26 protein-coding genes are annotated in these 25611 nt (G+C 72.5%); 16 read left to right on the plus strand and 10 right to left on the minus strand.

The features are described 5' to 3' along the window. Positions 1 to 232 precede the first annotated feature (232 nt). Positions 233 to 1471, minus strand: a complete 1239-nt coding sequence (locus tag FB388_RS28000) for a PP2C family protein-serine/threonine phosphatase (RefSeq protein ID WP_142105113.1) — start codon at positions 1469 to 1471, stop codon at positions 233 to 235. Between the two features lie 41 nt (positions 1472 to 1512). Between FB388_RS28000 and FB388_RS28005 the strand changes: the two genes are divergently transcribed. Next, positions 1513 to 2502: an LLM class flavin-dependent oxidoreductase gene (locus tag FB388_RS28005; protein WP_170225859.1), complete on the plus strand. Its 990-nt coding sequence runs from the start codon at positions 1513 to 1515 to the stop codon at positions 2500 to 2502. On the opposite strand, the gene FB388_RS28010 is transcribed toward FB388_RS28005, so the two are convergent. Further along, on the minus strand, positions 2486 to 3088 hold the full coding sequence (locus FB388_RS28010) for a dihydrofolate reductase family protein (RefSeq protein WP_142105115.1): 603 nt from the start codon (positions 3086 to 3088) through the stop codon (positions 2486 to 2488). The two genes, FB388_RS28005 and FB388_RS28010, sit on opposite strands and share 17 nt — an antisense overlap. 128 nt (positions 3089 to 3216) lie before the next feature. Here FB388_RS28010 and FB388_RS28015 point away from each other — a divergent pair, with 128 nt between their 5' ends. Next, the gene (locus FB388_RS28015; RefSeq protein WP_142105116.1) at positions 3217 to 3726 is read left to right on the plus strand and encodes a hypothetical protein; all 510 of its coding nucleotides are present in this window, start codon (positions 3217 to 3219) and stop codon (positions 3724 to 3726) included. A gap of 24 nt (positions 3727 to 3750) precedes the next feature. On the opposite strand, the gene FB388_RS28020 is transcribed toward FB388_RS28015, so the two are convergent. Both FB388_RS28020 and FB388_RS28025 read right to left on the minus strand, forming a co-directional pair. Then, on the minus strand, positions 3751 to 4092 hold the full coding sequence (locus tag FB388_RS28020) for a cupin domain-containing protein (RefSeq protein ID WP_142105117.1): 342 nt from the start codon (positions 4090 to 4092) through the stop codon (positions 3751 to 3753). 24 nt (positions 4093 to 4116) lie between these two features. Beyond that, positions 4117 to 4389, minus strand: coding sequence for a hypothetical protein (locus FB388_RS28025; RefSeq protein ID WP_142105118.1), 273 nt, complete (start codon positions 4387 to 4389; stop codon positions 4117 to 4119). Positions 4390 to 4633: 244 nt separating this feature from the next. Between FB388_RS28025 and FB388_RS28030 the strand changes: the two genes are divergently transcribed. The 6 genes from FB388_RS28030 (at position 4634) to FB388_RS28055 (ending at position 11319) form a co-directional block, all read left to right on the plus strand. Further along, entirely contained in the window at positions 4634 to 5413 is a 780-nt protein-coding gene (locus FB388_RS28030; protein WP_142105119.1) for a DeoR/GlpR family DNA-binding transcription regulator, read from the plus strand. 276 nt (positions 5414 to 5689) lie between these two features. Continuing rightward, positions 5690 to 6775 carry an ABC transporter substrate-binding protein gene (locus FB388_RS28035; RefSeq protein ID WP_142105120.1) on the plus strand — a complete coding sequence of 362 codons (1086 nt, stop codon included), beginning with the start codon at positions 5690 to 5692 and terminating at the stop codon, positions 6773 to 6775. A gap of 1 nt (position 6776) precedes the next feature. Beyond that, positions 6777 to 8363, plus strand: a complete 1587-nt coding sequence (locus FB388_RS28040) for a sugar ABC transporter ATP-binding protein (RefSeq protein ID WP_142105121.1) — start codon at positions 6777 to 6779, stop codon at positions 8361 to 8363. Continuing rightward, a complete protein-coding gene (locus FB388_RS28045) occupies positions 8356 to 9318 on the plus strand; it encodes an ABC transporter permease (protein ID WP_142105122.1) in 963 nt (320 codons plus the stop codon). Before FB388_RS28040 ends, FB388_RS28045 begins: the two co-directional genes overlap by 8 nt. Further along, the gene (locus FB388_RS28050; RefSeq protein WP_142105123.1) at positions 9315 to 10337 is read left to right on the plus strand and encodes an ABC transporter permease; all 1023 of its coding nucleotides are present in this window, start codon (positions 9315 to 9317) and stop codon (positions 10335 to 10337) included. The genes FB388_RS28045 and FB388_RS28050 overlap by 4 nt, the downstream gene beginning before the upstream one ends. Continuing rightward, positions 10330 to 11319, plus strand: coding sequence for a Gfo/Idh/MocA family protein (locus tag FB388_RS28055; RefSeq protein WP_142105124.1), 990 nt, complete (start codon positions 10330 to 10332; stop codon positions 11317 to 11319). The genes FB388_RS28050 and FB388_RS28055 overlap by 8 nt, the downstream gene beginning before the upstream one ends. A gap of 21 nt (positions 11320 to 11340) precedes the next feature. Here the strand turns inward: FB388_RS28055 and FB388_RS28060 are convergent, their stop codons facing one another. Next, positions 11341 to 11841: an NUDIX domain-containing protein gene (locus FB388_RS28060; RefSeq protein ID WP_142105125.1), complete on the minus strand. Its 501-nt coding sequence runs from the start codon at positions 11839 to 11841 to the stop codon at positions 11341 to 11343. A gap of 188 nt (positions 11842 to 12029) precedes the next feature. Between FB388_RS28060 and FB388_RS28065 the strand changes: the two genes are divergently transcribed. Continuing rightward, entirely contained in the window at positions 12030 to 13010 is a 981-nt protein-coding gene (locus tag FB388_RS28065) for a sensor histidine kinase (RefSeq protein ID WP_142105126.1), read from the plus strand. A 3-nt stretch (positions 13011 to 13013) separates the two neighbouring features. On the opposite strand, the gene FB388_RS28070 is transcribed toward FB388_RS28065, so the two are convergent. Beyond that, positions 13014 to 13643, minus strand: a complete 630-nt coding sequence (locus FB388_RS28070) for an MFS transporter (protein WP_142105127.1) — start codon at positions 13641 to 13643, stop codon at positions 13014 to 13016. Between FB388_RS28070 and FB388_RS40595 the strand changes: the two genes are divergently transcribed. Continuing rightward, positions 13619 to 14125 (plus strand): CGNR zinc finger domain-containing protein, encoded by a 507-nt coding sequence (locus tag FB388_RS40595; protein ID WP_142105128.1) that lies wholly within the window; start codon positions 13619 to 13621, stop codon positions 14123 to 14125. The two genes, FB388_RS28070 and FB388_RS40595, sit on opposite strands and share 25 nt — an antisense overlap. A 148-nt stretch (positions 14126 to 14273) precedes the next feature. Next, positions 14274 to 14906 carry a dihydrofolate reductase family protein gene (locus FB388_RS28080; RefSeq protein ID WP_142105129.1) on the plus strand — a complete coding sequence of 211 codons (633 nt, stop codon included), beginning with the start codon at positions 14274 to 14276 and terminating at the stop codon, positions 14904 to 14906. 27 nt (positions 14907 to 14933) lie between these two features. Here the strand turns inward: FB388_RS28080 and FB388_RS28085 are convergent, their stop codons facing one another. Beyond that, on the minus strand, positions 14934 to 16112 hold the full coding sequence (locus FB388_RS28085; protein WP_142105130.1) for an ROK family transcriptional regulator: 1179 nt from the start codon (positions 16110 to 16112) through the stop codon (positions 14934 to 14936). A gap of 128 nt (positions 16113 to 16240) precedes the next feature. Here FB388_RS28085 and FB388_RS28090 point away from each other — a divergent pair, with 128 nt between their 5' ends. From FB388_RS28090 to FB388_RS28110, 5 genes are all read left to right on the plus strand, one after another. Continuing rightward, positions 16241 to 17332: a substrate-binding domain-containing protein gene (locus FB388_RS28090; protein WP_142105131.1), complete on the plus strand. Its 1092-nt coding sequence runs from the start codon at positions 16241 to 16243 to the stop codon at positions 17330 to 17332. 53 nt (positions 17333 to 17385) lie between these two features. Further along, a complete protein-coding gene (locus FB388_RS28095) occupies positions 17386 to 18120 on the plus strand; it encodes an ATP-binding cassette domain-containing protein (RefSeq protein ID WP_142105132.1) in 735 nt (244 codons plus the stop codon). Positions 18121 to 18125: 5 nt separating this feature from the next. After that, positions 18126 to 19331 carry a sugar ABC transporter permease gene (locus tag FB388_RS28100; protein ID WP_211362244.1) on the plus strand — a complete coding sequence of 402 codons (1206 nt, stop codon included), beginning with the start codon at positions 18126 to 18128 and terminating at the stop codon, positions 19329 to 19331. Next, on the plus strand, positions 19328 to 20227 hold the full coding sequence (locus FB388_RS28105) for an ROK family protein (protein ID WP_142105133.1): 900 nt from the start codon (positions 19328 to 19330) through the stop codon (positions 20225 to 20227). The genes FB388_RS28100 and FB388_RS28105 overlap by 4 nt, the downstream gene beginning before the upstream one ends. Positions 20228 to 20325: 98 nt before the next feature. After that, positions 20326 to 21753, plus strand: coding sequence for a N,N-dimethylformamidase beta subunit family domain-containing protein (locus FB388_RS28110; RefSeq protein ID WP_211362245.1), 1428 nt, complete (start codon positions 20326 to 20328; stop codon positions 21751 to 21753). A 25-nt stretch (positions 21754 to 21778) separates the two neighbouring features. Here the strand turns inward: FB388_RS28110 and FB388_RS28115 are convergent, their stop codons facing one another. The 3 genes from FB388_RS28115 to FB388_RS28125 all read right to left on the minus strand — a co-directional run bounded on the left by FB388_RS28115 (position 21779) and on the right by FB388_RS28125 (position 25581). Continuing rightward, complete coding sequence (locus tag FB388_RS28115; RefSeq protein WP_142105134.1) at positions 21779 to 23479, minus strand: carbamoyltransferase family protein; 1701 nt, start codon at positions 23477 to 23479, stop codon at positions 21779 to 21781. Positions 23480 to 23544: 65 nt separating this feature from the next. After that, positions 23545 to 24333 carry an MBL fold metallo-hydrolase gene (locus FB388_RS28120; RefSeq protein ID WP_142105135.1) on the minus strand — a complete coding sequence of 263 codons (789 nt, stop codon included), beginning with the start codon at positions 24331 to 24333 and terminating at the stop codon, positions 23545 to 23547. 21 nt (positions 24334 to 24354) lie between these two features. Next, positions 24355 to 25581 carry a cytochrome P450 gene (locus tag FB388_RS28125; RefSeq protein ID WP_170225860.1) on the minus strand — a complete coding sequence of 409 codons (1227 nt, stop codon included), beginning with the start codon at positions 25579 to 25581 and terminating at the stop codon, positions 24355 to 24357. Positions 25582 to 25611 lie beyond the last annotated feature (30 nt).

Here is a 25611-nt window from a genome sequence, read left to right on the forward strand (position 1 = left end):
TCCGATCATGACAAGGCCGAGGCTGGCCCGCGCCATGATCCGAACTGGCGGTTGCTCATGACTGCTCCCACAACCATCGACGCCCGATACACCGGATCTTGCTCTCCAAGATCGCGTGTAGCGGTTGTCCATGGCTGTCACCACAGCCACAGGCGACCGATACAGCGGATCATGCGCGCGACCACCACCGAACGTCCTGATCACGAATCCGCCTGCCGTACTGGAGCCGAACTCAGTTGGGCATCGGCGATTCGACGCCGTCCACCAGCAGCCGAGACAGCATCAGGACGGCGACGTCGTCGTCGGCCGTGTCGGCGCCGAGCAGCTCGAACATCACCTTCCCGCAGATCGCGTCCGCAGGCCCGGGGCAGAGCGCCGCGCGCAGCCGCTGGATGCCGACGTCCGGGGAGAGTCCGCGCCGTTCGACGAGGCCGTCGGTGTAGAGGAAGAGGGCGTGGCCGGGTGGCAACGCGATCGACCTGGTACGCCTCGGGTGGGTGGGGTCGATGCCGACCGGCAGGTCGGGCGGCACGTCCACCACCTCGGCCGGCGCGTCGGGTGACGTCGAGATGGGTTGCGGGTGTCCGGCGGAGGACACGACCAGCTCGTCGTGGGACGGCGACAGGACCGCGCACAGCACGGTGGCCATGACGCCACGCTCGTGGTGCCGGACGTGGGTGTCGAGGCGGGCGAGCAGGTCGGCCGGGTCCTGGGTCTGGAGGGCGTACGCGCGCAGGGCCGTGCGGAGCCTGCCCATGGCGACGGCGGCGTCCATGCCGCGGCCGGCCACGTCGCCGACGACGACGTAGATGTGCCCGGACGGGACGTCGAAGACGTCGTACCAGTCGCCCCCGACCTCTCCGCCACCGCCGGGGGCGTACCGCGAGGCGAACTCAAGGCCCGGCACGGCCGGCAGCTTCGTGGGCAGGAGGCTGCGCTGGAGAGTGGCCGCGGCGGCCTGCGACACCTGGACCTGTCGGGCCTGGGTGGCGAGGGCGACGCGATCGGCCGCGAGCTGGAGCAGCTCGGTCTCGTCGTGGGTGAAGATCCGGCTGGTCAGGCTGCCGACGTGCAGAACGCCGATCGCCTCGCCGCCGGACATCAGCGGGACGCCGAGGAGGGAGCAGATGCCCTTCTCCCGCAGGATCGGGTTGAGGACGTTCGAGTGGTCGACCGTCTCGAGGATGACCGGCGCCCTCGTTGCCGCGATGCGCCCGGCGAACCCCTTGCCGAGCGGGATCCGGACGCCCTGGCGCACCTCCTCCTCGATGCCGCGGGCCGCCGTGGCGACGAGGTACTGCCCGGACGGGTCGAGCAGGAGCACCGCAGCGGTGTCGACCTCGAGCAGGTCGCGCACCCGGTCGAGCAGCTCGACGAGCAGCGCTTCGACGCCGAGATGGCCGAGCGCGGTGTCCGTGACCGCCTCGATGCGACGGAGCCGCTCGCGCGGAACCTGGACGTCCGTCGCCATGGATGGAGACTAGCCGCATGGATCGGGCTGAGAGACCGGGTGTGCCCCTCTCAGTACTGGACACCTCGCCGGTCGTGGAAGGGTCCGACCCGAGGCGGGCCCTGTGCAACTCGGTCGACCTCGCGCTACTGGCCGACGCTCTCGGCTACCACCGGTACTGGGTCCCGGAGCACCACGGAATGCGTGGCGTCGCAGGCTCGGCCCCGGCCGTCCTCGTCGGCCACCTCGCGAGCGCCACGCGGCACCTCCGCGTCGGCGCCGGAGGGGTGCTCCTCCCGAACCACGCCCCGCTCGTGGTGGCCGAGCAGTTCGGCACGCTCGCCGCGCTGCACCCCGACCGGATCGACCTCGGCGTCGGCCGGGCGCCCGGGGGGCCACGGGCGGCGGTCGAGGCGGTCCGCCCCGAGAGGGAGCGGACGGCGAAGACGTTCCCCGAACAGATCGCGGAGCTGCGGTCCTACCTCGACCCGGCCGAGGACGCGCCGGTCAAGGCGATCCCCGTCCTCGGCGGGAACACGCCGCAGGTCTGGCTGCTCGGCTCGTCCACCGCCAGCGCGGAGCTGGCAGGCGAGCTGGGCCTTCCGTACGCCTTCGCGCACCACCTCGCCCCGGGCGCGGCCGCCGAGGCAACGCGCGTCTACCGCGAGCGGTTCCGCCCGGCGGAGTCCGGTGCGACGCCCACGACCCTGGTCAGCGTGTCGGTCGTCGCGGCGGACGACGACGACCGCGCCCACTGGCTCGCCGGTCCCATCAGGTTGAAGGTGCTCAGCCGGGCCAGGGGACGCCGCATCCTGTTGCCGAGCCCCGAGGAGGCGGCGACCCACCCGCTCCCGGACGGCGACGGCGCTCCCGGCCTGCTCACCGGGAGCCCGGCGACGGTGGCCGAGCGCCTGCAGGCGGTGCTCGACGAGACCGGTGCCGACGAGGTGATGGTGACCACGCCCGTCCACCACCACGCCGACCGCCTGCGCTCCTACGAGCTGGTGGCCTCGGTGGCCGACCGCCTCCGACCGGTCACACCTGGCCCTTGACCTCGTCGTAGCCGACCTTGCCCGGCGCCTCGCCCAGCGCGTAGATCACGCGGATCACGCCGGTGGGGAACACCTCGGTCGCGGTGACCTTCAGGTGGTACGGCACGTCGCCGTCGTCGAACAGCCGCTGGCCCTTCCGGGCCGCGACCGGGTGCACCAGCAGGCGGAGCTCGTCGACCAGCCCGGCGGCGAGCAGCTGCTGGACCACGGAGACCGAGCCGGGGATGACGATGCCCTGGACGCCGGGGTCGGACTTGAGCGCGGTGACGGCATCGACGAGATCGCCGTCGATCAGCTCCGAGTTGCGCCACGAGAACTCGAGCGGCTGGCGCGAGACGACGACCTTGCGCGTGTCGCCGAGGCGCTTGGCGAAGGGCGCGTCCTCCCCGCCGGCGGCTTCCCGCTCCGGCCAGGCCCCGGCGAAGCTGTCGTAGGTCCCACGGCCCAGGAGCAGTACGTCACCGGTGTCGTAGTCCTCGACGACGGCGCGGCCCATGTTCTCGTCGAAGTAGGGGAAATGCCAGTCCGGATCGATCTCGGCCACGCCGTCGGCCGCGATGAACAGTGTGGAGACGACCTTCGCCATCGTGATGATCCCTTCGCATCGGGTGTGCCGGTGTGTAGACCGGTCCGGCACCGGAACCTCATCGCACGTTCGGACGGATCATGGCCGGGAGCGGCGCGGGACGGCGAGGCCGCCCGTACCGTCGGCCCATGCCGCGCGGGTCGCCGACCACCTGTGACCTGCAGGTCTCGCTCACGGTCGACCAGGAGCCTGCAGGCGTCGCCGTGGCGCGTCTCGTCGTGGACGAACCGGACGGGCTGCTGGTGGAGGTCGACCTCACCGGCGACGAGCTCGCGCTGCTGCTCGCAGGCGAGACGATCGCGGTGCCCGGGCGGGTGAGCGGCATCGAGCAGCCGCCCGTCGACGAGCCGGCGACCGAGCCGGACGTGGTCGAGCCGGACGTGGTCGAGCCGGAGGAGCCGGTGCGCGCGAGCACGGCTCTCGACGAACCGCCCGCCGGGACGGAGCCGATCGCACGCAGCACCGACGTCCGGCCGGGCGAGGCGGTGGTGGCCTACATCCGCGGCCGCTGGCGCGACGTGGTGGTGGTCCGGCGCGACATCGGCAGCCTGCTGGTCGCCTACACGAGGCCGGGCTCGTTCGGCCGGGTGCAGCAGCGGGTCGCCACTGGTCAGGTGCGCCGACGGCTGGGGCACTAGGGACGCCGCGGTCGGCCGCCCTCTTCAATGCGCGGGCACCGACACGCAGACCATCGTGGTGTCCTCGAGGGCCTCGACGACCCCGGGCGCCTGCTCCGGAACGTGCACGAAGTCGCCTGCGCGCACCGTCACGGCATCGCTCGCGGCGCCCACCCGTATCGCTCCCCTGAGCACCACCCAGACCTCGGCGTAGGAGGCCGGCAGGTCGGCGCGCGCCCCCGCGTAGAGGAACGACGTGTAGGCGCTCATCGACCCGCCGGCCTCCTTGCCGAGGGCAGGCGCGATGAGGATCCGGTCGCCGAAGCGGACGGCGTCCTCGCCGATCGCCGAGCTGAACCTGCGTGCCCTCGGGGGCGTGGCGGCCATGCCGAAACCTCTCTCGCTGCGTGGTCAGGCGTCGAGCTCGACCGCGGCCACGGCGTGCACGGGCGGGGCCTGGATCCCGAGAGCTCGCGCGATGGCCGGGATCTCGGGGTCCTCGAGGAACCCGTCGTAGTCCTTCGCGTCCCAGTCGAAGACGGACCACACCCGGTGCGCGTCGTCGGGGTCGAAAAAGACCCGGGCGCCCCGGCAGCCGTGCTCCCGCCGCTTCTCCGCGCCGACGGTCTCGAAGACTTCCAGGAACCGGTCGGGGTCGCTGACCCTCGCGACGGTGACGATCATTACCGCTCCTGCACCCGTGGACGACTTCCCGCTGGTCAGGACCGTAGAACCTCGACTGCGGTCGAGGTCAAGCGCCGGCGGTCGGCATACTCCGCTTCCGGCAGGACGGCACACTGGAGACCGCGTGCACCGCCCGAGCATGCCACCACGTGACCAACCGTGCCCCGAGCTGACGTGTAGTGACAACTCCTGCTATAACGGGTAGCCCGGTCGGACAGCACAGCAGGTCAGGTGATCAGCGGAGATGCTCATCGCGGAGCGGCGTCGCCGCATCCTCGACCACGTGCAGGTGCGCGGGTACGCGTCCTTCCGCGACCTCGCGGACGAGGTCGGCATCTCGGAGTCGACCGTGCGGCGCGACCTGCGCGCGATGGTCGCCGAAGGGCTGCTGGGTGCCACCCGTGGCGGCGCCGTCCAGGTCGACCACGCCGTCCCGGACCACGCCCGCGGAGGTCTCCCCGCCGATCCGGTGGCCGCCGAGCGGGCGGCGATCGCGGCGCGGGCCGCCGAGCTGGTCGAGCCCGCGAGCGCGATCCTGCTCGGCCCCGGCCGGACCACGCTGCAGCTCGCCAGGTGCCTGGCCGACGTCGAGCCGTTGACGGTGATCACCAACTCGGTACCGGTGACCACGGCCCTGCTCGACGTCGAGCACGTCGACCTGGTCATGGTCGGCGGCACGCTCGGCCGGTCGATCGGGGCGCTCGTCGGCCCGATGACGGAGCAGAGCCTCAAGGGCCTGCGCGGCGCGCAGGTGTTCCTCTCCGGCGACGGCGTCACCGTCGATCGCGGCCTGACCACCCCGAACGTCTTCGCCGCTGCCACGGACATGGCGCTCGTGGCCGCGGCGCGCCAGGTGATCGTGCTGGCCGACCACACGAAGCTCGGCCGCGAAACGATGTGCCAGACCGTGCCGACGGAACGGATCGACGTGCTGATCACCGACTCCGCCGCGGACCCCGCCGCAGTACGGGCGCTCCGGGACGCGGGTGTCGACGTCCTGGTTGCCGACAGCCGGAGTTCGTGACCCCGGCCGGCCTCCTGCTCGACCGGAGTTGAGCACCGGCTCGCAGTGGCCTGATTCGTTCTGACGGGCGAACGCCCCGCGTCGACCCGCATGTTCCGTCGAATGCCGTCCTGAACAGGGTGAAGGCGTCTCGGATGCGTCACGGGCGCACGTCCAGCCCTTGACAGGCGATGGCGACGAGCCGCTAGCATTCCCGCAAGTTCCGGTCAACTCATGTCACAACTCGGCAGGTCCGCTCGGGTCGTTCGCTCCGCCCAACGAAGGGAGAGCTCTCCGATGTACCGCTCCAGGCGATTCGGCAGCACCGGCGGGGTGGCCGTCGCAGCTCTACTCCTGCTCTCGGTCACCGCTTGCACCAAGAGCGCCGACAGCGGCGCCCCGCAGCAGGCGGGAAGTGCCGCCCAGCAGCAGGTCCAGGCGACGGCGAGCGCAGGCGAGAGCGGCTGCACCGCGGAGAGGTACAACGGCGGGGTACCGAAGCAGGACCTCGGGACCATCACGGTCGGCTTCGCCCAGTCGGAGAAGGAAGCCAACCCCTTCCGGATCACCGAGACCGAGTCGATCAAGGCGGAAGCCGCGAAGCGGGGCATCAACCTGATCACGACCAACGCCCAGTCGGACCTCAACAAGGAGATCGCCGACATCCAGAGCATGATCGCCCAAGGGGCCAAGGCCCTGATCATCTCCCCGCTGAACTCCGAAGGCCTCGACCCGGCCCTCAAGGCGGCGCAGGACGCCAAGGTCCCGATCATGACGATCGACCGGCTGCTCACCTCGAAGACGCCGTGCGTCGACTACATCGGCTGGATCGGCTCGGACTTCGTCGAGCAGGGCAAGCGGGCGGCCGATGCGCTGATGCAGGCCACCGGCGACCGGGGCGAGGCCGCGATCCTGCTCGGGGCGTCCGGCGTGAACGTCACCGTGGACCGCACCAAGGGCTTCAAGGACCAGCTCGCCGCCAAGAACTCCGGCCTCGAGGTGGTGGCCGAGCAGACCGCGGACTTCACCCGCGAGAAGGGGCGCACGGTCACCGAGCAGCTCATCTCCGCCAACCCCGGCATCACGGCGATCTACGCCGAGAACGACGAGATGGCGCTCGGCGCGGTGGCGGCGCTGCGGGCGGCTGGGAAGGGGCCCGGTGACGTCAAGATCGTCACGATCGACGGTACGAAGGGCGCGGTGCAGGGCATCGTCGACGGCTGGATCTCCGGCGTGATCGAGTCGAACCCGCGCTTCGGGCCGCTCGCCTTCCAGGCCCTCGAGGACTTCTACAGCGGCAAGGGCGTGGCGGCGAAGACCATCATCTCCGACAAGGAGTACACCACGGTCAACGCCTCGGCAGAGCTCGGCAACGCGTACTGAGGTGGCCGTACCCGAACCGGACTCGCCCACCGTCGACGTCGTCGAGGTCTCCAAGCGGTTCGCCGGCACCATCGCGCTCGACCGGGTGGACCTGGCCCTGCACGCCGGCCAGGTCCACGCGTTGGTCGGTGAGAACGGCGCCGGCAAGTCGACCCTGATCAAGATCATCACAGGTGTGCACCGGCCGGACGGCGGCGTCGTGCGGTACCGGGGTGAGCCGGTGGGCTTCGGGGCGCCGCGCGACGCGCAGGCCGCCGGGATCAGCACCATCTACCAGGAGCTGAACCTCGTGCCGGGGATGAGTGTCGCGCGCAACCTGTTCCTCGGCCGGGAGCCGTTGAACCGGCTCCGCCTCATCGACTTCGCCACCATGCACCGCGCCGCGCGCGACCTGCTCGCCCGGTACGGCGTCTCGGTGGACGTCCGGCGGCCGGTCGGCGAGCTGGGCGCCGGTGTCCAGCAGATGGTCGCGGTGGCGCGGGCCGTGTCCGCCGACGCGCGAGTCGTGATCATGGACGAGCCGACGTCGTCGCTGGAGCCGCGCGAGGTCGACCGGCTCGCGAGCGTCATCGAGCTGCTGCGCGACGACGGCGTCGCGGTGCTGTACGTGACGCACAAGCTCGACGAGGTCGAGCGGCTGTGCCAGCGGGTCACGGTGCTGCGCGACGGGCGCCGGGTCCACACCGGTCCGGTGGCCGGCACCAGCCGGCTCGCGCTGGTCGCCACCATGCTCGGTCGCCGGATCGACGAGGTGCGCGAGCACGGCATGACGCGGTTCGGCGAGGCTCACGGCGGCGGCGAGCCGGCGCTGCCTGATCCGGCGCTGCGTGATCCGGTGCTGCTGGCGACCGGCCTGACCCGCCCGCCCGTGCTGGCCGGCGTGAGCGTCGACGTGCACGCGGGCGAGGTGGTGGGACTTGCCGGGCTGCTCGGTTCCGGGCGCACCGAGACGGCAAGGGCGGTGTTCGGCGCGGACCCGGTCGACAGCGGCTCGATCAGCGTCGACGGTGTCCGGCGCAGGCGCTGGTCGCCCGCGGCCGCCATCGCAGCAGGCGTCGCCCTCGTACCCGAGGACCGCAAGGCGGAAGGCGTCATCCCGGACCTGTCCGTGCACGACAACATCGTGCTGGCGGCGCTCCCCCGGCTGACCAGGGCCGGCTTCGTCACGGAGCGGCGGTGCCGCGAGATCGTCGACGTGTTCGTGCGGCGGCTGCGCATCAAGATCGCGGGGCCCGACCAGCCGGTACGGGACCTGTCCGGCGGCAACCAGCAGAAGGTCCTCCTGGCGCGCATGCTCTGCCTCGAACCGAGGGTGCTGCTGCTCGACGAGCCCACCCGCGGCATCGACGTCGGCGCGAAGGCCGAGATCCAGTCGCTGATCGACGAGCTCGCCTCCCACGGCCTCGGGGTCGTACTGATCTCCTCGGAGCTGGAGGAGATCGTCGAGGGCGCCGACCGCGTGCTGGTCCTGCGGGACGGCGCCGTGGTCGGCGTGCTCACCGGCGACGCGATCAGCGAGAGCCAGATCATGACCACGATCGCGGCGGCGTCCGACGATGCGGACCGGGCGGTGACGGTCGATGGCTGACCCGATCACGGCACCGCCCGGACCGAACGACCTCGCGCTGCGACGGCTGCGCGACCACGGCGTGTACGTGGCGCTCGGGGTGCTCGTGCTCTTCAACCTCGCGTTCACGCCGCACTTCGCCACCCTGGCCAACCTGCGGCTGCAGTTGGTCCAGGTCGTGCCGATCGCGATCGTCGCGCTCGGGATGGCGCTGGTCGTCGCCACCGAGGGGATCGACCTGTCGGTGGGCTCGGTCATGGCGCTGGCCGCCGCGGTGGTCCCGCTCTACCTGGGCTACGGACCCTGGCCTGCCATCGCGGTCGCGATCGTCGTCGGCGCGCTCGTCGGCACGCTGACCGGCGGGCTGGTCGCCGTCTTCGGCATACAGCCGATCATCGCCACCCTCGGGGTGCTGGTCGCCGGCCGGGCGCTGGCGCTCGTGTTCGCGGACGGCAGGCTCGTCGAGATCTTCGACCCGACGCTGGGGGCGCTCGGCAACGGCAGCGTCCTCGGGGTACCGATCACGGTGCTCATCGCCGCGGTACTGGCGGCCATGGTGATCGTCGTGGTCCGGCGGTCGATCTTCGGCCGCAGGCTCGTCGCGATCGGCGGCAACCGCACCGCGGCCGTGCTGGCCGGCCTGCCCGTGCGGCGCACGCTGTTCGCCGTGTACATCCTCAGCGGGATGTTCGCGGCGGTGGCCGGGGTGGTCAACACCGCGCGGCTCGGCGCGAGCGACCCGTCCTTCACCGGGCTGCTCATCGAGCTGAGCGCGATCACGGCGGTCGTCGTCGGCGGCACCCCGCTGTCCGGCGGGCGGATCAAGGTGGTCGGCACGCTCGCCGGGGCCGTCCTGATGCAGCTCATCGCGGCGACGGTGATCCAGCACAACCTGCCGGACTCGCTGTCGCGGATGATCCAGGCGGGCATCATCGTCGTCGCGGTCTACGTCCAACGGGATCGAGGTGGCGCATGACCGCGCAGGTGGTGGACCCGTTCCGCGTCGACGCCGGCAGCACGGCGGCCTCGTTCGCCCGCCGCGGCAGCGCGCCGATCGTGCTCGCACTGGTGGTCGCGCTCGGCGCGGTGGTCTTCGGCGGAAGCTTCATCGGGCCCCGGAACCTCGGCAACATCGCGCTCGACAGCTCCTACCTCGTGCTCATCGCGGTCGGGATGACCTTCGTGATCATCAGCGGCGGCATCGACCTGTCGGTCGGATCGGTGTTCGCGCTCTCCGGCGTGCTGACCGCCTACGGGGCGCAGTGGGGATCGGTCGCAGCGGTGGCGCTGCCCCTCGCGGTGTGCGGCCTGATCGGGCTCGTGAACGGCGTGCTGGTCGGCCACGCCCGGATGGCGCCGTTCATCGTCACGCTCGCCACCCTGCTGTTCGCACGCGGGTTCGCGCTCGCCGCTTCGCAGGAGGGCAACGAGGTCCGCCTCATCCCCGCGGAGCTGGTGCTGACCCGCGTCGGCCAGGCCACGATCGCCGGGATCGGCGCGCCCGTCTACGTCGCGCTCGTCGTGCTCGGCGCAGGCGCGCTCGTGCTGAGCCGAACCAGGTTCGGCCAGTCCGTGTACGCGATCGGCGGCTCCGCCGACAGCGCCGAGCTGATGGGCCTCCCGGTGTCCGCGGTGAAGGTCACCGTGTACGTGCTGAGCGCGCTGCTCGCCGCGGTCGCCGGGGTGCTCGTCGCCGCCCAGACCTCCTCCGGGTTGCCGACCATCGGGGAAGGTCGCGAGCTGGAGGCGATCGCCGCGGTCGTCATCGGCGGCACGCTGCTCGCGGGCGGGAGCGGCGGGTTGAGCGGCACCCTCGCCGGGGCGCTGCTGCTCAAGGTGATCCAGAACCTGATCAACCAGGTCGGGGTCCTCAGCTCGTACTACCAGCAGGTGGTCAGCGGTGTCTTCCTCCTGCTCGTGGTCCTCGTCCAGACCCGGCTGAGCCGGCGGCGCGCCCGGCCGGCCGCCGAGCGAAGGGAGCAGCGCCATGGGTGAGGAGCCCGTCCGCGTCGCGGTGGTAGGCACCGGCGACTGGTGGGGTCGCCAGCACGCGAAGGCGTTCTCGACGCGCACCGACACCGAGTTGTGCGCGGTGGCCGGGCGAACCCCGGAACGCACGGAACGGCGCGCCGCCGAGTTCGGCGTGCCCGGCTACACCGACCTGGACGCCATGCTGGAGCGGGAGCGGCCGGACCTCGTGTCCGTATGCCTGCCGAACATGGGCCATTTCGGGCCCACCCTGCAGATCATCCGGGCCGGCTTCCCGCTGCTGGTGGAGAAACCGCTCGTGTTCGAGCTGGACGAGGCGGACACCCTGCTGGCCGAGGCGGCCGAGCGCGACCTGTTCTTCGCGATCAACTTCAACCACCGCTACGCGCGCCCGATGCGACTGGCCGTCGACGCGATCGACGCCGGGGAGCTCGGCCGGTTGACGTTCGCCAACTGGCGCTTCGGTGGCGAGCCGGGCACGAGCCCGCACCCGTACGCGAACCTGATCGAGACCCAGTGCCACGGCCTGGACCTGCTCGAGCACCTGTGCGGGCCGGTGGCATCGGTGATGGCCCAGATGAGCGACGTGACGGGCCGCGGGTGCTCGACGACGAGCGTGGCGCTCGAGTTCGCGAACGGGGCGGTCGGCGCCCTGCTGGGCACCTACGACTCGTCGTACAGCTATCCGGGGACGCACCTGCTGGAGGTCAACGGGCTGGACGGGCGGGTCCTGATCGAGGACACGGTCCGCCGCTACACCTTCACCCCGGCCGGCGACGAGACCAGCCGCGTGTGGCAGGCCGGCTACTTCAACGACCGCGACCGCGACTTCCACGCCACGTTCGACCGGTACCTCGACGCCATGCTCCCCGCGTTCACCGAGGGCCGTCCCCCGCCGGTCCACGCGGGGGCCGGCCGGCGCGCGCTCGCACTGGCCCACGCGATCATCGAGTCCTACGAGCTCGGGAAGCGCGTCCCGACGGTGTGACGGCCGTGGCGGAGGGCTCGCTCAGCCGAACCGGTCCCCGGACCGGAGCCGGCTGCGCGGTGGGCGCGACCGGGACAGGGCGTCGCCGACCCGCCGCCGCATGCTCGGGTGCATCGGCATCCGCGGCACCTGCCGGGGGTGGACCCACGCCGCTTCGCAGGTCTCGTCGTGGTCGGGCTGCGGACCGCCCTCGACCGGCCGGGCGTGGAAGCACACCGCGAACTGCTGCCGCGCCTCCCCGGTGGCCGGGTACACCATGATGTGGCCGGGGTCGCTGTACACGCCGAGGAGATCGGTGATCCTGATGATCACACCGCTCTCCTCGGCCACCTCCCGCTCGGCCGCGACCTCGGCGGACTCGCCGAGCTCGACCCTTCCACCTGGCAGTTCCCAGTTCCCGGTGTCCATCCGACGCACGAGCAGGATGCAGCCCGCGTCGTCGCGCACCGCCGCGAAGGCGGTGGGTGTCAGGGAGTTGGCCGGAGGGGCGCCGGGATCGTGGTAGTACTCCTGCCGCACCATCCGCCAACGATTGCGCACCTTCCCGTCGGCCGACCGGCTGCTTCAGCATCTGGCCAACCAAAATTCACCTTCCCGCAACCCGGTGTCCCGGCCGTGCGCCGCACCCCGTCCCAGCTGCACCGACGCTTCGCGAATAGGACAGCTCGGGCCGGGAACACGCTCAACGTGACGATCGGGGATCTGGCGGCGTGACCATCCACCGGGGGAGCGAGACGGCGGCAGGCGGTCCGCCATGCCACGCTGTCGCGCTGTACGAGTCGGCGGACGATCTACGGCGGCGGGTACTGCCGTTCCTGCGGTCCGGGCTGGCCGGCCGCGACACGACGCTCGCGATCGTCTCGCCGGAGGCGGCATCGCAGCTCCGGGACGCTCTCGGCTCCGACCACGACGAGGTGCGGTGGCACGTGCCCGGCGTCGACTACGACAGCCTCGGCCCGATGTTCTCGGGGCTGCGAACCTTCATGGCCGAACAGGCCGAGGCCGGGAACGCCGTCCGGCTGCTCGCGGAGAACCCGACCGCCACCCACGACGGGCGCATGGCTGCCTACCTCCGGTTCGAGGCCGCGAGCAACGACGTCATGGGCGTCTACGGGTTCCCGTGGGCCTGCCTCTACGACACGCGCCGCTACCCGGCCGCCGTCGTCGAGCAGGTCGGACAGGTGCACCCCTACCTGCTCGAACCCGACGGCAGCACCGTCCGCAGCGACGCCTACCTCCCGCCCGACACGTTCCTGGGCGCCCACCCGGGCCCGCTGTCGCCGACGCCGCCGAACCCGCCGCTCGACATCTGGCTCACCGCGGCCGAGCAGCTGGCCAAGACCAGGCACACGGCATCGGAGACGGCAGCATGGCTCGGGCTGCCCCGGAACGACGACTACGACTTCGAGCTCGCGACCGCTGAGGTCCTGACCAACGCCGTCCGCCACGGCGAACGGCCCTGCCGGGTCCGGGTCTGGGCCACGCTCACGCACGTCATCCTGCGCGTGGACGACCAGGGTCCTGGAGACGACATCGCGACCAAGGGCTTCCGCCCACCGGACCCCAGCCGCGGGCACCTCGGTGGCATGGGGATCTGGATGATCCGGCAGCTCGCCGACGTCGTCCACGTCGAGACCGGCTCGGCCGGCACCGCCGTGGAGATCCAGTTCCCCCGCGGGCGCGACCGGTAGCGATCACGAGCGGACCCCGCGCAACGCGACGGCCGCCGCGACCGCGACCACCGCGAGGAGACCGGCACCGACCGCCGCGACGGTCGCGAACGCGGTGTCGTAGGCGGCACGCGCGGCGGCCACCAGCTGCGCGGCCGGACCGTCCGGCAGTTGCTCTGCGGCGGCCACGGCCCCACCGAGGGTGCCCCGCGCGTCCACCCAGAGGCCCGGCGGAACCGCCGGAGGCGCCGCCGCGCCCATCGCGTACCGGTAGCCGGCCGCGCCGATGCTGCCCAACACCGCGACACCGAGCGCGCCGCCCAGCTCGACGCCCGTCTCGGAGATCGCCGACGCGCTTCCCGCCCGGTTCGCGGGCGCGGCCGAGACGATCATCTCGGTGGTCAGCAGGTACACGGGCGCGAGGCCGACGGAGAAGACGACCGTTCCGGTGACGAGGACGGCCGGTCCCGCGCCGACCTGTGTGAGCAGCCCGAAGCCGAGCGCGGCCAGCACCAACCCGGCCGCGATGACGAACGCGGGCCGCACCCGGCGGCCGATGGGCGGGCCCAGCACCGATCCCAGGAGGTACCCGAGTGCGGACGGGACCGTCCACGCCGCCGCCTCCAGCGGTGGGAGGCCGAGGACCAGCTGCATGTACTGGGGATCAGCTGACCGACCCCGGTGAGCTGCGGAACTGGCTCGCGTCCCGCGACCTCCTCGCGCCGTCCGCGGCACTCACCGCGGCCGACCTGCGGCGGGCACTCGCCATCCGCGAGGGCCTGCGCGTCGCGCTCCAGGCCCACGCAGGGCATCCCGTCGACCCAGCCGGTCTGGAGCCGCTCCACGCCGCACTCGACCGCGCGCCGCTCCACCTGCGGTTCGACGGCGCCGGCGGGCGCAGGCTCGTTCCCGCGGCGGACGACCCGCTCGGCGGCCTGACGGCCGTGCTCGCCGCGGCGACCGAGAGCGACGGGTGGGACCGGCTGAAGGTGTGCGCGAGAGAGTCCTGCCGCTGGGCGTACTACGACTCCTCGCGCAACCGCTCGGGGCGCTGGTGCTCCATGGCCGGCTGCGGGAACCTGGTGAAGATGCGCCGCGCCTACGCCGCACGGAGGCGTGCAGGTCGTCCCGGCTGAGACGGCGTGGCGCCGACTGTCACGACCACCGAGCGAGAGCCCGCCCGGAACCCTTGCGCCGAGTGCCGCAACTCCGGTACACAGTGTCCACCAGATACTGTTTCTGCTAGACACAGTATCGCCGTCGCTTACCGAAGGAGCACCGACGATGTCGCTCGCCCGCGTCCAGAACTTCGCCATCTCACTCGACGGCTTCGGCACCGGTGAGGGACAGAGCGCCGATGCCCACTTCGGTCACGCCGGGGATCGGCTCCACCAGTGGATGTTCGCCACCCGGTGGTGGCAGTCCGGCGGTAGCGGCGGCGTCGACGACGCCTTCGTCCAGCAGCACGACGTGGGCATCGGCGCCGAGATCATGGGTGCCGGGAAGTGGGGCCACCCCGGATGGCACGAGGACCCGGACTGGAAGGGCGCGTGGGGCCCCAACCCGCCGTTCCACACCCCGGTCTTCGTCCTCACCCACCACCCGCGCCCGTCGATCGAGATGGAGGGCGGCACGACGTACCACTTCCTCGACACGTCACCCGCGAAGGCGCTCGAGGCCGCCCGCGAGGCCGCAGGCGGCAAGGACGTCCGCATCGGCGGGGGCCCCACCGTGATCCGCGAGTTCCTCGCTGCCGGGCTCGTCGACCACATGCACGCCGTGGTGGTGCCGATCCTGCTCGGCCGGGGCGTGCGGCTCTGGGACGGACTGGAGGGCCTCGAGAGGGACTACCAGGTCGAGGCGACCTCCTCACCCAGCGGGGTCACGCACATGACCTTCACCCGCAGGGGCGCCTGAACGCACCGGCGTCCGGGGAACACGCCGTCAGGCGCCCTGGGAGCGGCGCTCGAACAGCTGGTCGCGGGCCACGTCGAGGGCCCGCGCGACGGCGCCGAGCAGCACTCCCCCGTCGCCGAGGGCGCTCGGCACGATCCGCGGCCGCAGCGGCCCGAGCTCGGCCATGCGGCGCGAGATCGCGTCGCCGAGCAGGTCGAGGTTGCGGCCGACACCGCCGCCGAGCACGACGAGGTCGGGGTCGAGGATCGCGGCCACCGCGGTGATCAACGCACCGATCCGGCGCCCCTCCGCCTCGACGACGACCTGCGCCTGCTCGTGCCCGGCGGCAGCGGCCGCGAAGACCTCCTCCGCCGAGCCGAACGGCAGCCCGGCGTCGCGAGCGGCCTGCACGAGACCCGACGCCGACGTCGCGGCCTCGGTCATGCCGCGCTGGCGGGTGTCGAACCGCGGCACCTCCAGGTCGCCGCTCGGGAGGAACGACACCTCGCCGGCCGCGCCGGTGCTGCCGACGTACAGCGAACCGTTGATCACGATGCCCATGCCGACGCCGGTGCCGACCGAGACGAGCACGAAGTTCCGCACGCCCTGGCCGGCACCGAACGTCAGCTCCCCGACCGCCGCGAGGTTGATGTCGTTCTCGATCGCCGACTCCACCTGCAGCGCGGCGCGCAGCTGCTCGACCAGGCCGGCCTTCCCCCAGCCGGGCAGGTTGGGCGCCAGGTCGAGGCGTCCGGTGGTGGGGTTGAGCACGCCGGGGCTGCCGATCACGGCGTAGCGCACGGCCGCCCACTCGATCCCGGCGTCGGCCGCGACCTCGCCGGCCAGCGCTTGCACGCGCCGCACCAGCTCCGCACCTGACCGCGCCGTGTTGCGCACGTCGCGGCGCCCGACGAACCGGCCGCGCAGGTCCGCGATCGCCAGCCTGATCCACTTGCGGCCGATGTCGACGCCCGCGACGAGGCCGGCCCGCGGGTTCATGTCGTAGATGGCCGTGCTCGGCCCCGGCTTGCCGCCGCGCGACTCGACGAGGTGCACCAGCCCGGCCGACTCCAGACCGGCGAGCGCCGCGGAGACGGTCGGCTTCGAGAGCCCGCTCGCCGCCGCGAGGTCGCCGCGCGAGGACGGGCCGTGCTCGCGCAGGTGGTCCAGGAGGAGCCGCTCGTTCATGACCCGCAGGAGCTGCGGGTTCCCGACCTGCTTCTTCATCGGCCTCCCGCCCCGCTCCCGGCCGGGGCCCGCCGCCGAAGGCGTCTGGACACCAGCACCATCAGTAAACTACCTTTCTTACCAACGCTCAACCGGGCGCCTCCCGCTCGCATCAAGAGGGTGACTCCATGCGCCGAGGACGTCTCATCATCGCGGCAGGGGCCGCAGTGCTCCTCGCGGCCGGCTGCGGGTCGGGCGGGGGTGGGGGCACTGCCGCGAGCAGCGCCCCGGCCGCCGAGTCGGCGACCGTCGCGCTCTTCCTCCCCGAGTCGAAGACCACCCGCTACGAGCAGTTCGACAAGCCGGTCTTCGAGGCGAAGCTGAGGCAGCTGTGCCCGGACTGCGCATTCCTCTACTTCAACGCCGACCAGGACGCGGCCAAGCAGCAGAGCCAGGTGGAGTCGGCGCTCACCCAGGGCGCCGACGTGCTCGTCCTCGACGCGGTCGACGCCGACGCCGTCGCGCCGCTGGTGAACCAGGCCAAGCAGAAGAAGACCCCGGTCGTCGCCTACGACCGGCGGATCTCCGGCATCGGCTACGACTACTTCGTGTCCTTCGACAACGTCAAGGTCGGCGAGGTGCAGGGCCAGGCGCTGCTCGACGAGCTGACCGCGCGGGGCACCGCCGCCACCGGCCAGATCGTGATGATCAACGGGTCGCCCACCGACCCGAGCTCCGCCGACTACAAGAAGGGCGCCCACAACGCGCTCGACGGCAAGGTCACCATCGGGCGCGAGTTCGACACCCCGGACTGGAGCCCCGACAAGGCGCAGGAGCAGATGGAGCAGGCGATCACGTCGCTCGGCCGCGACTCGATCGTCGGCGTCTACTCGGCCAACGACGGCATGGCCACCGGCGCGGTCGCCGCGCTCAAGCGCGCCGGCTACGCCACCCTCCCCGCGCTGACCGGCCAGGACGCCGAGCTCGCCGCGGTGCAGCGGATCCTCACCGGCGAGCAGACGATGACGATCTACCTGAACATCAAGGAGCAGGCCGAGAACGCCGCCGAGGCGGCCGTCGCGCTGGCCAGGGGTGAGAAGCCGAAGACGACCACGACCGTCAACAACGGCACGGCGGACATTCCCACCACGCTGCTCGACCCGATCGCCGTCACCAAGGACAAGATCAAGGACACGATCGTCGCGGACGGCTTCTACGCCGTGTCCGACATCTGCACCCCTGACATCGCGGCGGCGTGCACGGCGGCAGGGTTGTCGTGAGCCCGAGCGGAGCTTGCGGAGCGAGCAGCAACTCGGCCGCCGAGCAGAAGCCCGTGCTCTCGGTCCGGGGCGCCACCAAGCGGTACGGCGCCGTGCAGGCGCTCGCCGGAGCCGACCTCGACGTCCACGCGGGCGAGGTGGTGGCGCTGGTGGGCGACAACGGTGCCGGCAAGTCCACGCTCGTGAAGGTGATCTCCGGTGCGATCACCGCCGACAGCGGGACCATCACGTTCGAGGGCGAGCAGGTGCGCGTCACCCGCCCGCAGGACGCGCAGTCGCTCGGCATCACCACCGTGTTCCAGGACCTCGCGCTCTGCGAGAACCTCGACGTCGTCGCGAACCTGCACCTCGGCTCCGAGGTGCGCAGCCACAGCGTGCTCGGCGAGATCCGGATGGAGCGCGCCGCGCGGGACCTGCTCCGCTCGCTCGACGTGAAGATCAAGGACGTGCGCACGCCGGTGGCGTCGCTGTCCGGCGGGCAACGCCAGTCGGTGGCGATCGCGCGGGCCCTGCTCGGCGAGCCGAAGATGGTCGTCCTCGACGAGCCGACGGCCGCGCTCGGCGTCGAACAGACCGCGCAGGTGCTCGGCCTGGTCAAGCGGCTGCGCGAGCGCGGGCTCGCCGTCCTGCTGATCTCGCACAACCTCGTCGACGTCCGGGAGGTGAGCGACCGGGTCGTCGTGCTGCGCCTCGGGCGCAACGCCGGCACGTTCGAGACGGCGTCGACCACCCAGGAGGAGATCGTGGCCGCAATCACCGGTGCCGACGCGTACGGGGCCGCATCGTGACGGAGGTGGCCGTGAAGGTCTCCGCTCCCCACCCACCCGGCCGCGGCGTGCTCGACGCGGCCCGGGACCGCCTGCGCCGCGGCGACCTCGGGTCGATCCCCGTCGCGGTCGGGCTGGTCCTCATCGCGATCGTGTTCTCCTCGCTCAACCAGCACTTCCTCTCCGCGGAGAACCTCACCAACCTCGCCCTGCAGATGGCCGCCACCGGCACGATCTCGCTCGGGATCGTGCTCGTGCTGCTCCTCGGCGAGATCGACCTCTCGGTCGGCTCGGTGAGCGGCCTGTCCGCCGTCGTCATGACGCTGCTGTACACGCAGCAGGGCTGGAACCCGGTGCTGGCGCTGCTCGGCGCGCTGGCCGCCGGCGCGGTGATCGGCCTGCTGCACGGGCTGATGCGCACGAAGCTGTCGATGCCGTCGTTCGTGGTCACGCTGGCCGGGCTGATCGGCTGGCTCGGGGTGATGCTGTTCCTGCTCGGCGGTGCGGGCACGATCAACCTGCCGTTCGACCGGGGCATCGCGTTGCTGTCCGACACCTGGCTGCCGTCGTGGCTCGGCTGGGCGCTGGTCGTCCTGCTGGTCGGGACGCACCTCGCGTCGTCGCTGGTCACCCGGCGGATGCGCGTCGCGGCGGAGCTCGCCGTGCCGAGCACGGCGTGGGTGCTCGTTCGCTCGGCCGGGCTCGCCGTGCTCCTGTCGGCCGGCGTGGTCGTGCTGAACGCCGACCGCGGCGTCCCGCTCACGCTGGTGATCTTCGGCGGCCTGGTGGTGCTGCTCGACCTCGCGCTGCGCCGCACCGTGTGGGGCAGGCGGATGTACGCGGTCGGGGGCAACCCCGAGGCGTCGCGCCGAGCGGGCATCAACGTCGCGCAGGTGCGGATACTGGCCTTCGTCGGCGCGTCGACGCTCGCCGCGGTCGGCGGGGTGCTGGCCGCGTCCCGGCTCGCCGCGGTCAACCAGACCTCCGGCGGCAGCGACATCCTGCTCAACGCGATCGCCGCCGCCGTGATCGGCGGCACCAGCCTGTTCGGCGGCCGCGGCCGCGCCTACGCGGCGCTGCTCGGCATCCTGGTGATCCAGTCGATCACCAACGGCATGCTGCTGCTCAACGTCGACTCGTCGGTGCGGTTCATGGTGACGGGCGCGGTGCTCGCGATCGCGGTGGCGATCGACTCGCTGGCGCGCCGCGGCGCCGCGGACGGGTCGACGTGACGGACGGGTTCGTCCTCGCCGTCGACTTCGGCGGCACCAAGGCCGGCCTGGCCGCGTTCGACGCGACGGGCGCCGTGCTGGCGAGCGAGCGCCTGCCGATCCACGCGGAACGGGGCGCCGAGCAGGCCGTCGCGCGCACCATCGAGGTGGCGCGTTCGCTCGTCGCCGACGTCGGCGACCGCACGTTCCTCGGCTGCGGCGTCGCGAGCCCCGGGATCGTGCTGCGCGACCGGGTGCTGCTCGCACCGAACGTGCCGGGCTGGTCGGAGCTGCGGTTGCAGGACACGTTCGAGGGCGCGCTCGGGGTGCCGGTGCTGTGCGCGACCGACGTCAAGGCCGCCGCACTGGCCGAGGCGCGCTGGGGACACCTGCGCGGCATCCACACCGGCATCCACCTGAACCTGGGCACGGGGCTGGCGCTCGGCGTCGTCGTCGACGGCGTCGTGCTGACCGGCGCGCACGGCGCCGCAGGCGAGATCGGCTACAACCTGGTCGTCGCGGGCGACCGCTCCGGCCCGCACGAGGGGCACGCCCCGCTGGAGGAACGCGCAGGCGGCGGGGCGATCGGCGCCCGCGGCCGCGAGTTCGGCGGCAACGGCGACGCCGCGTCGGTCTTCGCGCTGGCCAGAACCGAACCCGCCGCGGGCGCCTTCCTCCAGGAGGCGCTCGGAGAGCTCGCCGTGCACGTGGCCAACGCCGCGATCCTCGTCGACCCGGCGCGGATCACCGTCGGCGGTGGGATGGTCCGCTCGTGGGACGTCGTGCTCCCTGCGCTCAAAGCCGTGCTCGACCGGGCCGTGCCGTTCCCACCCGAGCTCACGCCCGCCCGCTTCGCGCAGAACGGACCGCTGGTGGGCGCCGCGGCGCTCGCGTGGGACGCGGTGCGGGGCGAGTAGGCGCGGTTCCCAGGCGGTTGCCAGGGAACAGAAGGAGGGTGATCGCGGGATATCCGGACGAGCCCTGCACCGTCGCGGGCGAGCGGATGGTCCTGCGGGTGTCAACCGACGCTCCGGCCTTCCGGGTGCTGGCCTTCCGATGGGGGGCGCGGCTGGAACCGGCGGGCGGCTGGGGGTGGTTCGAGGGGGCGCGCCGGGACCAGCAGCTGCCTTTCCAGGACTGGGGCCGCCCCGGGATCGGGCTGCACGGCGAGGAACTGGCGCCGTGGACCGCGTACCAGCTCGCCGTGCCCCCCGGGTGGTGCCCGGGGGTGTACGTCGCCGTGCTCCTGGAGGGCGACGGGCGCGGCGATCCGCTGCGGCTCCCGGACGTCCTCCCCACCCCGGACGCCCGCACGGCACGCGCCCTGTTCGTGGTCCGCGGCGCACCGGGCACCGAACCCGCGCCGATCCTCTACAAGCTGCCGCTGTTCACCTACCAGGCCTACAACCTCACGACACCGGACCGGTCACCGAGCTGGTGCATCTACTCCACGCCACCGCCCGGTGTGCTCTCGCGGCCGGTGCCGCCGTCGGTCTCGCTGCGCAGACCGGGGGGCGGCACCGGTGGCACTCCGTGGGACACCTTCAACTTCGACCCGTTCGACCCGACGCCCCGTCAGGCGTTCGTGCACTGGGACGCGCCCTTCGTCGCTTGGCTGGAGCGCATCGGCTACCGGGTGGACTACTGCACCGATCTGGACCTGCACCGCGATCCCGGGTTGCTCGACCGTCACCAGCTGCTGATGAGCGCGGGCCACGACGAGTACTGGAGCGACGCCATGCGTGAGCACGCCGAGTCGTTCGTGCGGGCCGGCGGCAACGTGGCGTTCTTCAGCGGCAACACCTGCTGGTGGCGGATCTGCTTCGACGACGACTGGTCGTTCCGCCGCGCAGCGAACTGGTCGGACCCCTCGGGACCGGACCGTCCGGAGAACCTGCTCACGGGGGTGAGCTTCCGCAACGGCGGCGAGCGGGACCGCGACGACCACCCCGTCCCGGTCGGGTACCGGGTGCAGCACGCCGAGCACTGGGTCTACGCGGGCACCGGGGTGCACGACGGCGACGCGTTCGGTGACCGGCCCGACGAGTACCTGGTCGGCTACGAGTGCGACGGCGCCCACTTCGACCGCGCCCCGATGCGCTCCGGCCGCCCGGTCCGCCCGACCGGCGACGACGGCACGCCTGCCGACTTCACGATCCTCGGCGTCGGTGACGCGTTGCCCAGCGGGTGGGGCTTCGGCAACCGGGCCGCCACGATGGGCCTCCACGGCCCCGGCGCCGGCAGCGGGACCCGCCCTGCCACCGGCACGGTGTTCACCGGCGCGACCACCGACTGGCCCCGGCTGCTCGCGCGCGGCAACCCCGTCGTCGAGCAGGTGACGCGCAACGTGCTCGACCGGCTGGGCGACGGCCGTCCGCCCGAGGACGCGCTGCGTCCCGAGGACGCCCCACCGGTCCCGGCGCCGGCCCGCACCGCCCCGTAGGACCAGGCCCGGGTCGTCGCGGTGGTCAGGGCGTCCAATCCCGCGGCACCGGGGTCGCGCCGGGCTTGCGGATCAGGAACGGCGGCATCACCAACGCGTGCATCTGGGTGCCGGTGAGGCAGGCGATGGAGTCCTCCGGGGTCTCCGTGAGCGGGTCACCCTTGCCGTTGAGGGAGGTGTTGATCAGGACGGGGCAGCCGGTCCGGTCCCGGAACGCGGTGAGCAGTGCGTGCAGGAACGGTGTGTTGCTCGATTCGACCGTCTGTATCCGGGCCGTGCCGTCCACGTGGGTGATCGCGGGAAGCGCGTCGCGGTGCTCGGGCCGGACGTCGATCGCCAGCTGCATGAACGGGGTGGGCCGGTCCACGTCGAAGATCGTCGGCGCCGCGTCGGCGAGCACCAGCGGGGCGAGCGGCCGGAACCACTCGCGGCCCTTCACCCTGAAGTTGACGAAGTCGCGCATCGCGGGGTGGCGCGCGTCGCCGATGATGCTGCGGTCCCCGAGCGCCCGCGGGCCGGACTCGCTGCGCCCCTGGTGGACGGCGACGACGTAGCCATGGTCGAGCAGCTCGGCTGCGGCCGTGGCGAGGTCTGCGGGCTGCTCCACGACGAGCGCGGGGTCGTCCGCGACCGCCCGGACCGCGGCCGCTACGGCGGACGGCTCGGGGTCCGGGCCGAGGAAGTCGTCGGTCCAGCGGAACTCGCTGGGCTCGCCGAGGCATTCCATCAAGCCGTACAGCGCGCAGCCCAGCGCGGTGCCGCCGTCGTGGGCGCTCGGCGGGATGAACACGTCGTCGAAGGCGCTCTCGCGCAGGATCCGCCCGTTCGCCGAGCAGTTGAGCGCGGTCCCGCCCGCGAACGCGAGGTTCTGCGCGCCGGTCTGCTCGTGCAGCCAGGCCGTGACCTCCAGCAGCGCGGTCTCGAAGGCGCGCTGGCCCTCGGCCGCGAGATCGGCGCAGTCGGTGAACGAGCCGGGGCCGCCCAGGAAGTGCGAGAACCGGTCGCGGTCGGCTAAGACGTCCAGCCATTCGCGCGGGATCAGCACGCGGTGCCCGTCGACGACGAGATCGGGCAGGCCGAAAGCCTGCGGGTTCCCGAACGGGGCGAGGCCCATCACCTTCCCCTCGCTGCCCTCGCCGGTGAACATCACCCTGGTGAGCAGGTAGTAGAAGCAGCCGAGCCCCGCCGGACGGTCCCAGTCGCCGTCCCAGAGCTGCTTCGCGAAGCATCCCGGCGGCCTGCCGCGCTCGCAGCGGTAGAACGACGAGACCTCCAGCAGGTCCGGTGGCGTCTCCTCGTCGATCCCGGGCGTCGACTCGGTGAAGTCGCGCACCGGGCTGCCCTGACCGTCGATGACCATCCCGGCCGCGGCCCGGAACGGCGAGGGTGGGAACGCGCTGTAGAGGTGCGAGAGGTGGTGGGACATCGTCACGATCCGCGGCTCGCCGCGGAACCGCAGGGTGTCGAGCACCTCCTGGTGGTAGACGTCGACGTGCTTGATCTCGTCGTCGGAGGAGAAGCACTCGACGACGAGGTCCACCGGCTCGCGCAGCGCGGCCATCCGGGGCAGGTAGAGGTTGGGCAGGTCGCCCAGCCGGCCCCAGTGGTGCTTGCGCCGCGTCAACCGCTCCTTCTGCAAGCTGTACACCGTGGACCGACCGCGGGCCACCGCCACCGATCCGTCCTGGGTGCGGTTGATCCCGACGACAACGGGCTCGGAGTCCATCGGCGGTCCTCCCTGTTCCCGCGGCGATTACCCCGCCCAGGACGCCCGACACGTCCGACGGACGATCAAAGCGGCTCCCACCGCAGCTCGCCGCCTTGATCGAGCAGCCGTCCAGGCCGCATCGCGGGGAAATGCGCCCCGACCAGCCACACCGACGGGTCGTCGACGGCCGGGCGAACCACCTGCTCCCGGGTGCGGCACGCGAGTTCCGGATCGACGTCCCACGGCGTGGTCCAGCGGGTCTCGATCAGCTGCACCGGGAAGTGGGCCACGTCGCCGAGCAGCATCAGCTGGTTCTGCCCGTCGGACACCGTGATGATCGTCGAGCCCGGGGTGTGCCCCGGCGCGGGCACGGCGGCGATCCCGGTGAGGTCGATCCCGTCCTCGAACGTCCCGAGGCGGTCGGCACACGGGCCGAGCAGCTCGACGACCGCCGGATCGGGGCGCTGCTCGAGGAAGTACGTGCGGTCGCCCGCCCCGCAGCACAACCGAGCGTGTGGGAACACGGCGATCCCACCGCTCGACGCCCAGCCCACGTGGTCGCGGTGCAGGTGGGTGAACAGCACGTCGGTCACGTCCGCGGGATCGACGCCCCGCTCGCGCAGGGAACCGGGCATCCTGCCGGTAGGGGTGCCGCCGAGCGCGCCGGGCCCGTACCCGAGATCGACCAGGATGGTCCGGCCCCGACCGCGCAACAGGAACCCCCCGACCACGATGGGCAGCAACCGGCCGTCGACGAGCAACGCCCGGTGCCGCTCCCACGAGGCGGCACGGACGCCGGGGAGCGCCTCGTCCGGCCACAGGCGGCCCTCGCCGTCGACGACGGGATCGACGCGGTAGCCGCCGACCTCCACGGCGCCTCCTGATCGTCCGGCTCAGCGGGGTTGGGGTGAACGATCCCCGGTGGTCAGCACGACGCCGCTGCGCGGCCGGGTCGGGATGCGGGTGATGTCGTAGCCGAGGTCCTGCGGGGGCATCGTGTCGGGCAGCGGGGCCAGTGCGCGGACGGCGACCGCGAGCATGGTCAGCGTGACGCCCTCACCGGGGCAGCGGTGCCCGGTCACGACGTCACCTCCGCCTTGTGGGACGAGCGTGTCGGGGTCGACGGGTGCGTCGAGGAAGCGTTCCGGGTCGAACCGGTCCGGGTCGGGCCAGTGCACCGGGTCGTGGTCGGTGCCGTGCACGTCCAGCACGACCAACCCGCCGCGAGGCACCCGGACCCCGAGGACGTCCTGTGGCTCCCTGGCCCTGGCGGCCAGGACGGGCACGAACGGGTACAGCCGCCGCACCTCGTGCACGAACGCGTCCACCGCCCGGTCGTCCCCCGCGGCGATCCGCTCGCGCCATTCGGGGTGCTCGTGCAGCGCCTTCCCGGCGAACGCCACGAACCACGCCACCGCGACGGTCGGGCGGACCACGTTGAGCAGGGCGGTGGCCGCGACCCGTTCCGGGAGCAACCTGCCCTCGTGGTCGGTGGCGTGCGCGGCTTCGTGCAGCGCGGTGCCCGGCGGTGGGTCGAGCCGCCCGGCGCGCACCCCGCGCACCAGCCCCTTCGCCCAGTGCCCGACCTGCAGCCGGGCCACGACCGCGCGTGCGTACGCCGGCCCGGGGGCGGCGAAGCCGTGCAGCACCGTCGCGAGCTGCCGGGCCCGGCGCGGCAGCTCGCCGTCGGCGACCGGGACGCCCGCCCACGGCAGCACCGACGCCGCGAGCACCTGCACCGCCTCGTCGAACAGCACCACCCGCTCGCGGCCGGGCCACCGGTCGATGGCGGCCGCCCACTCCCGTTCGGCCCGCTCCCCCAGTGCCACGACCGCCTCGGGGGTGATCACACCCAGGAACAGCGCCTTGCGCAGCTGGTGCTCGGCATCGTCCAGCCCGTGCACGGTTCCGGGCCCGAACAGCACAAGCTTCACCGCCGACGGGAACGCGCCACGTCGCCGCAACCGGGGGTCGTAGAACCTGCGAACCCCCGCCGGTCCTCCGACCACCACCGCGCGCCGCCCGAGGAGCCGGGTGGGCACCGCGTCCTTCCCCTGCCGCAGCGCCGCCGCCCACGGGTAGCCGCAGCGCACGAGCTCGAGTGTCCGATCACGATCCACGCCCGTGCTTACCCCGCTGCGGCCCCCGCA

This window comes from Pseudonocardia cypriaca (genome assembly GCF_006717045.1).
In the GTDB taxonomy this organism is placed as follows: Bacteria; Actinomycetota; Actinomycetes; order Mycobacteriales; family Pseudonocardiaceae; genus Pseudonocardia; species Pseudonocardia cypriaca.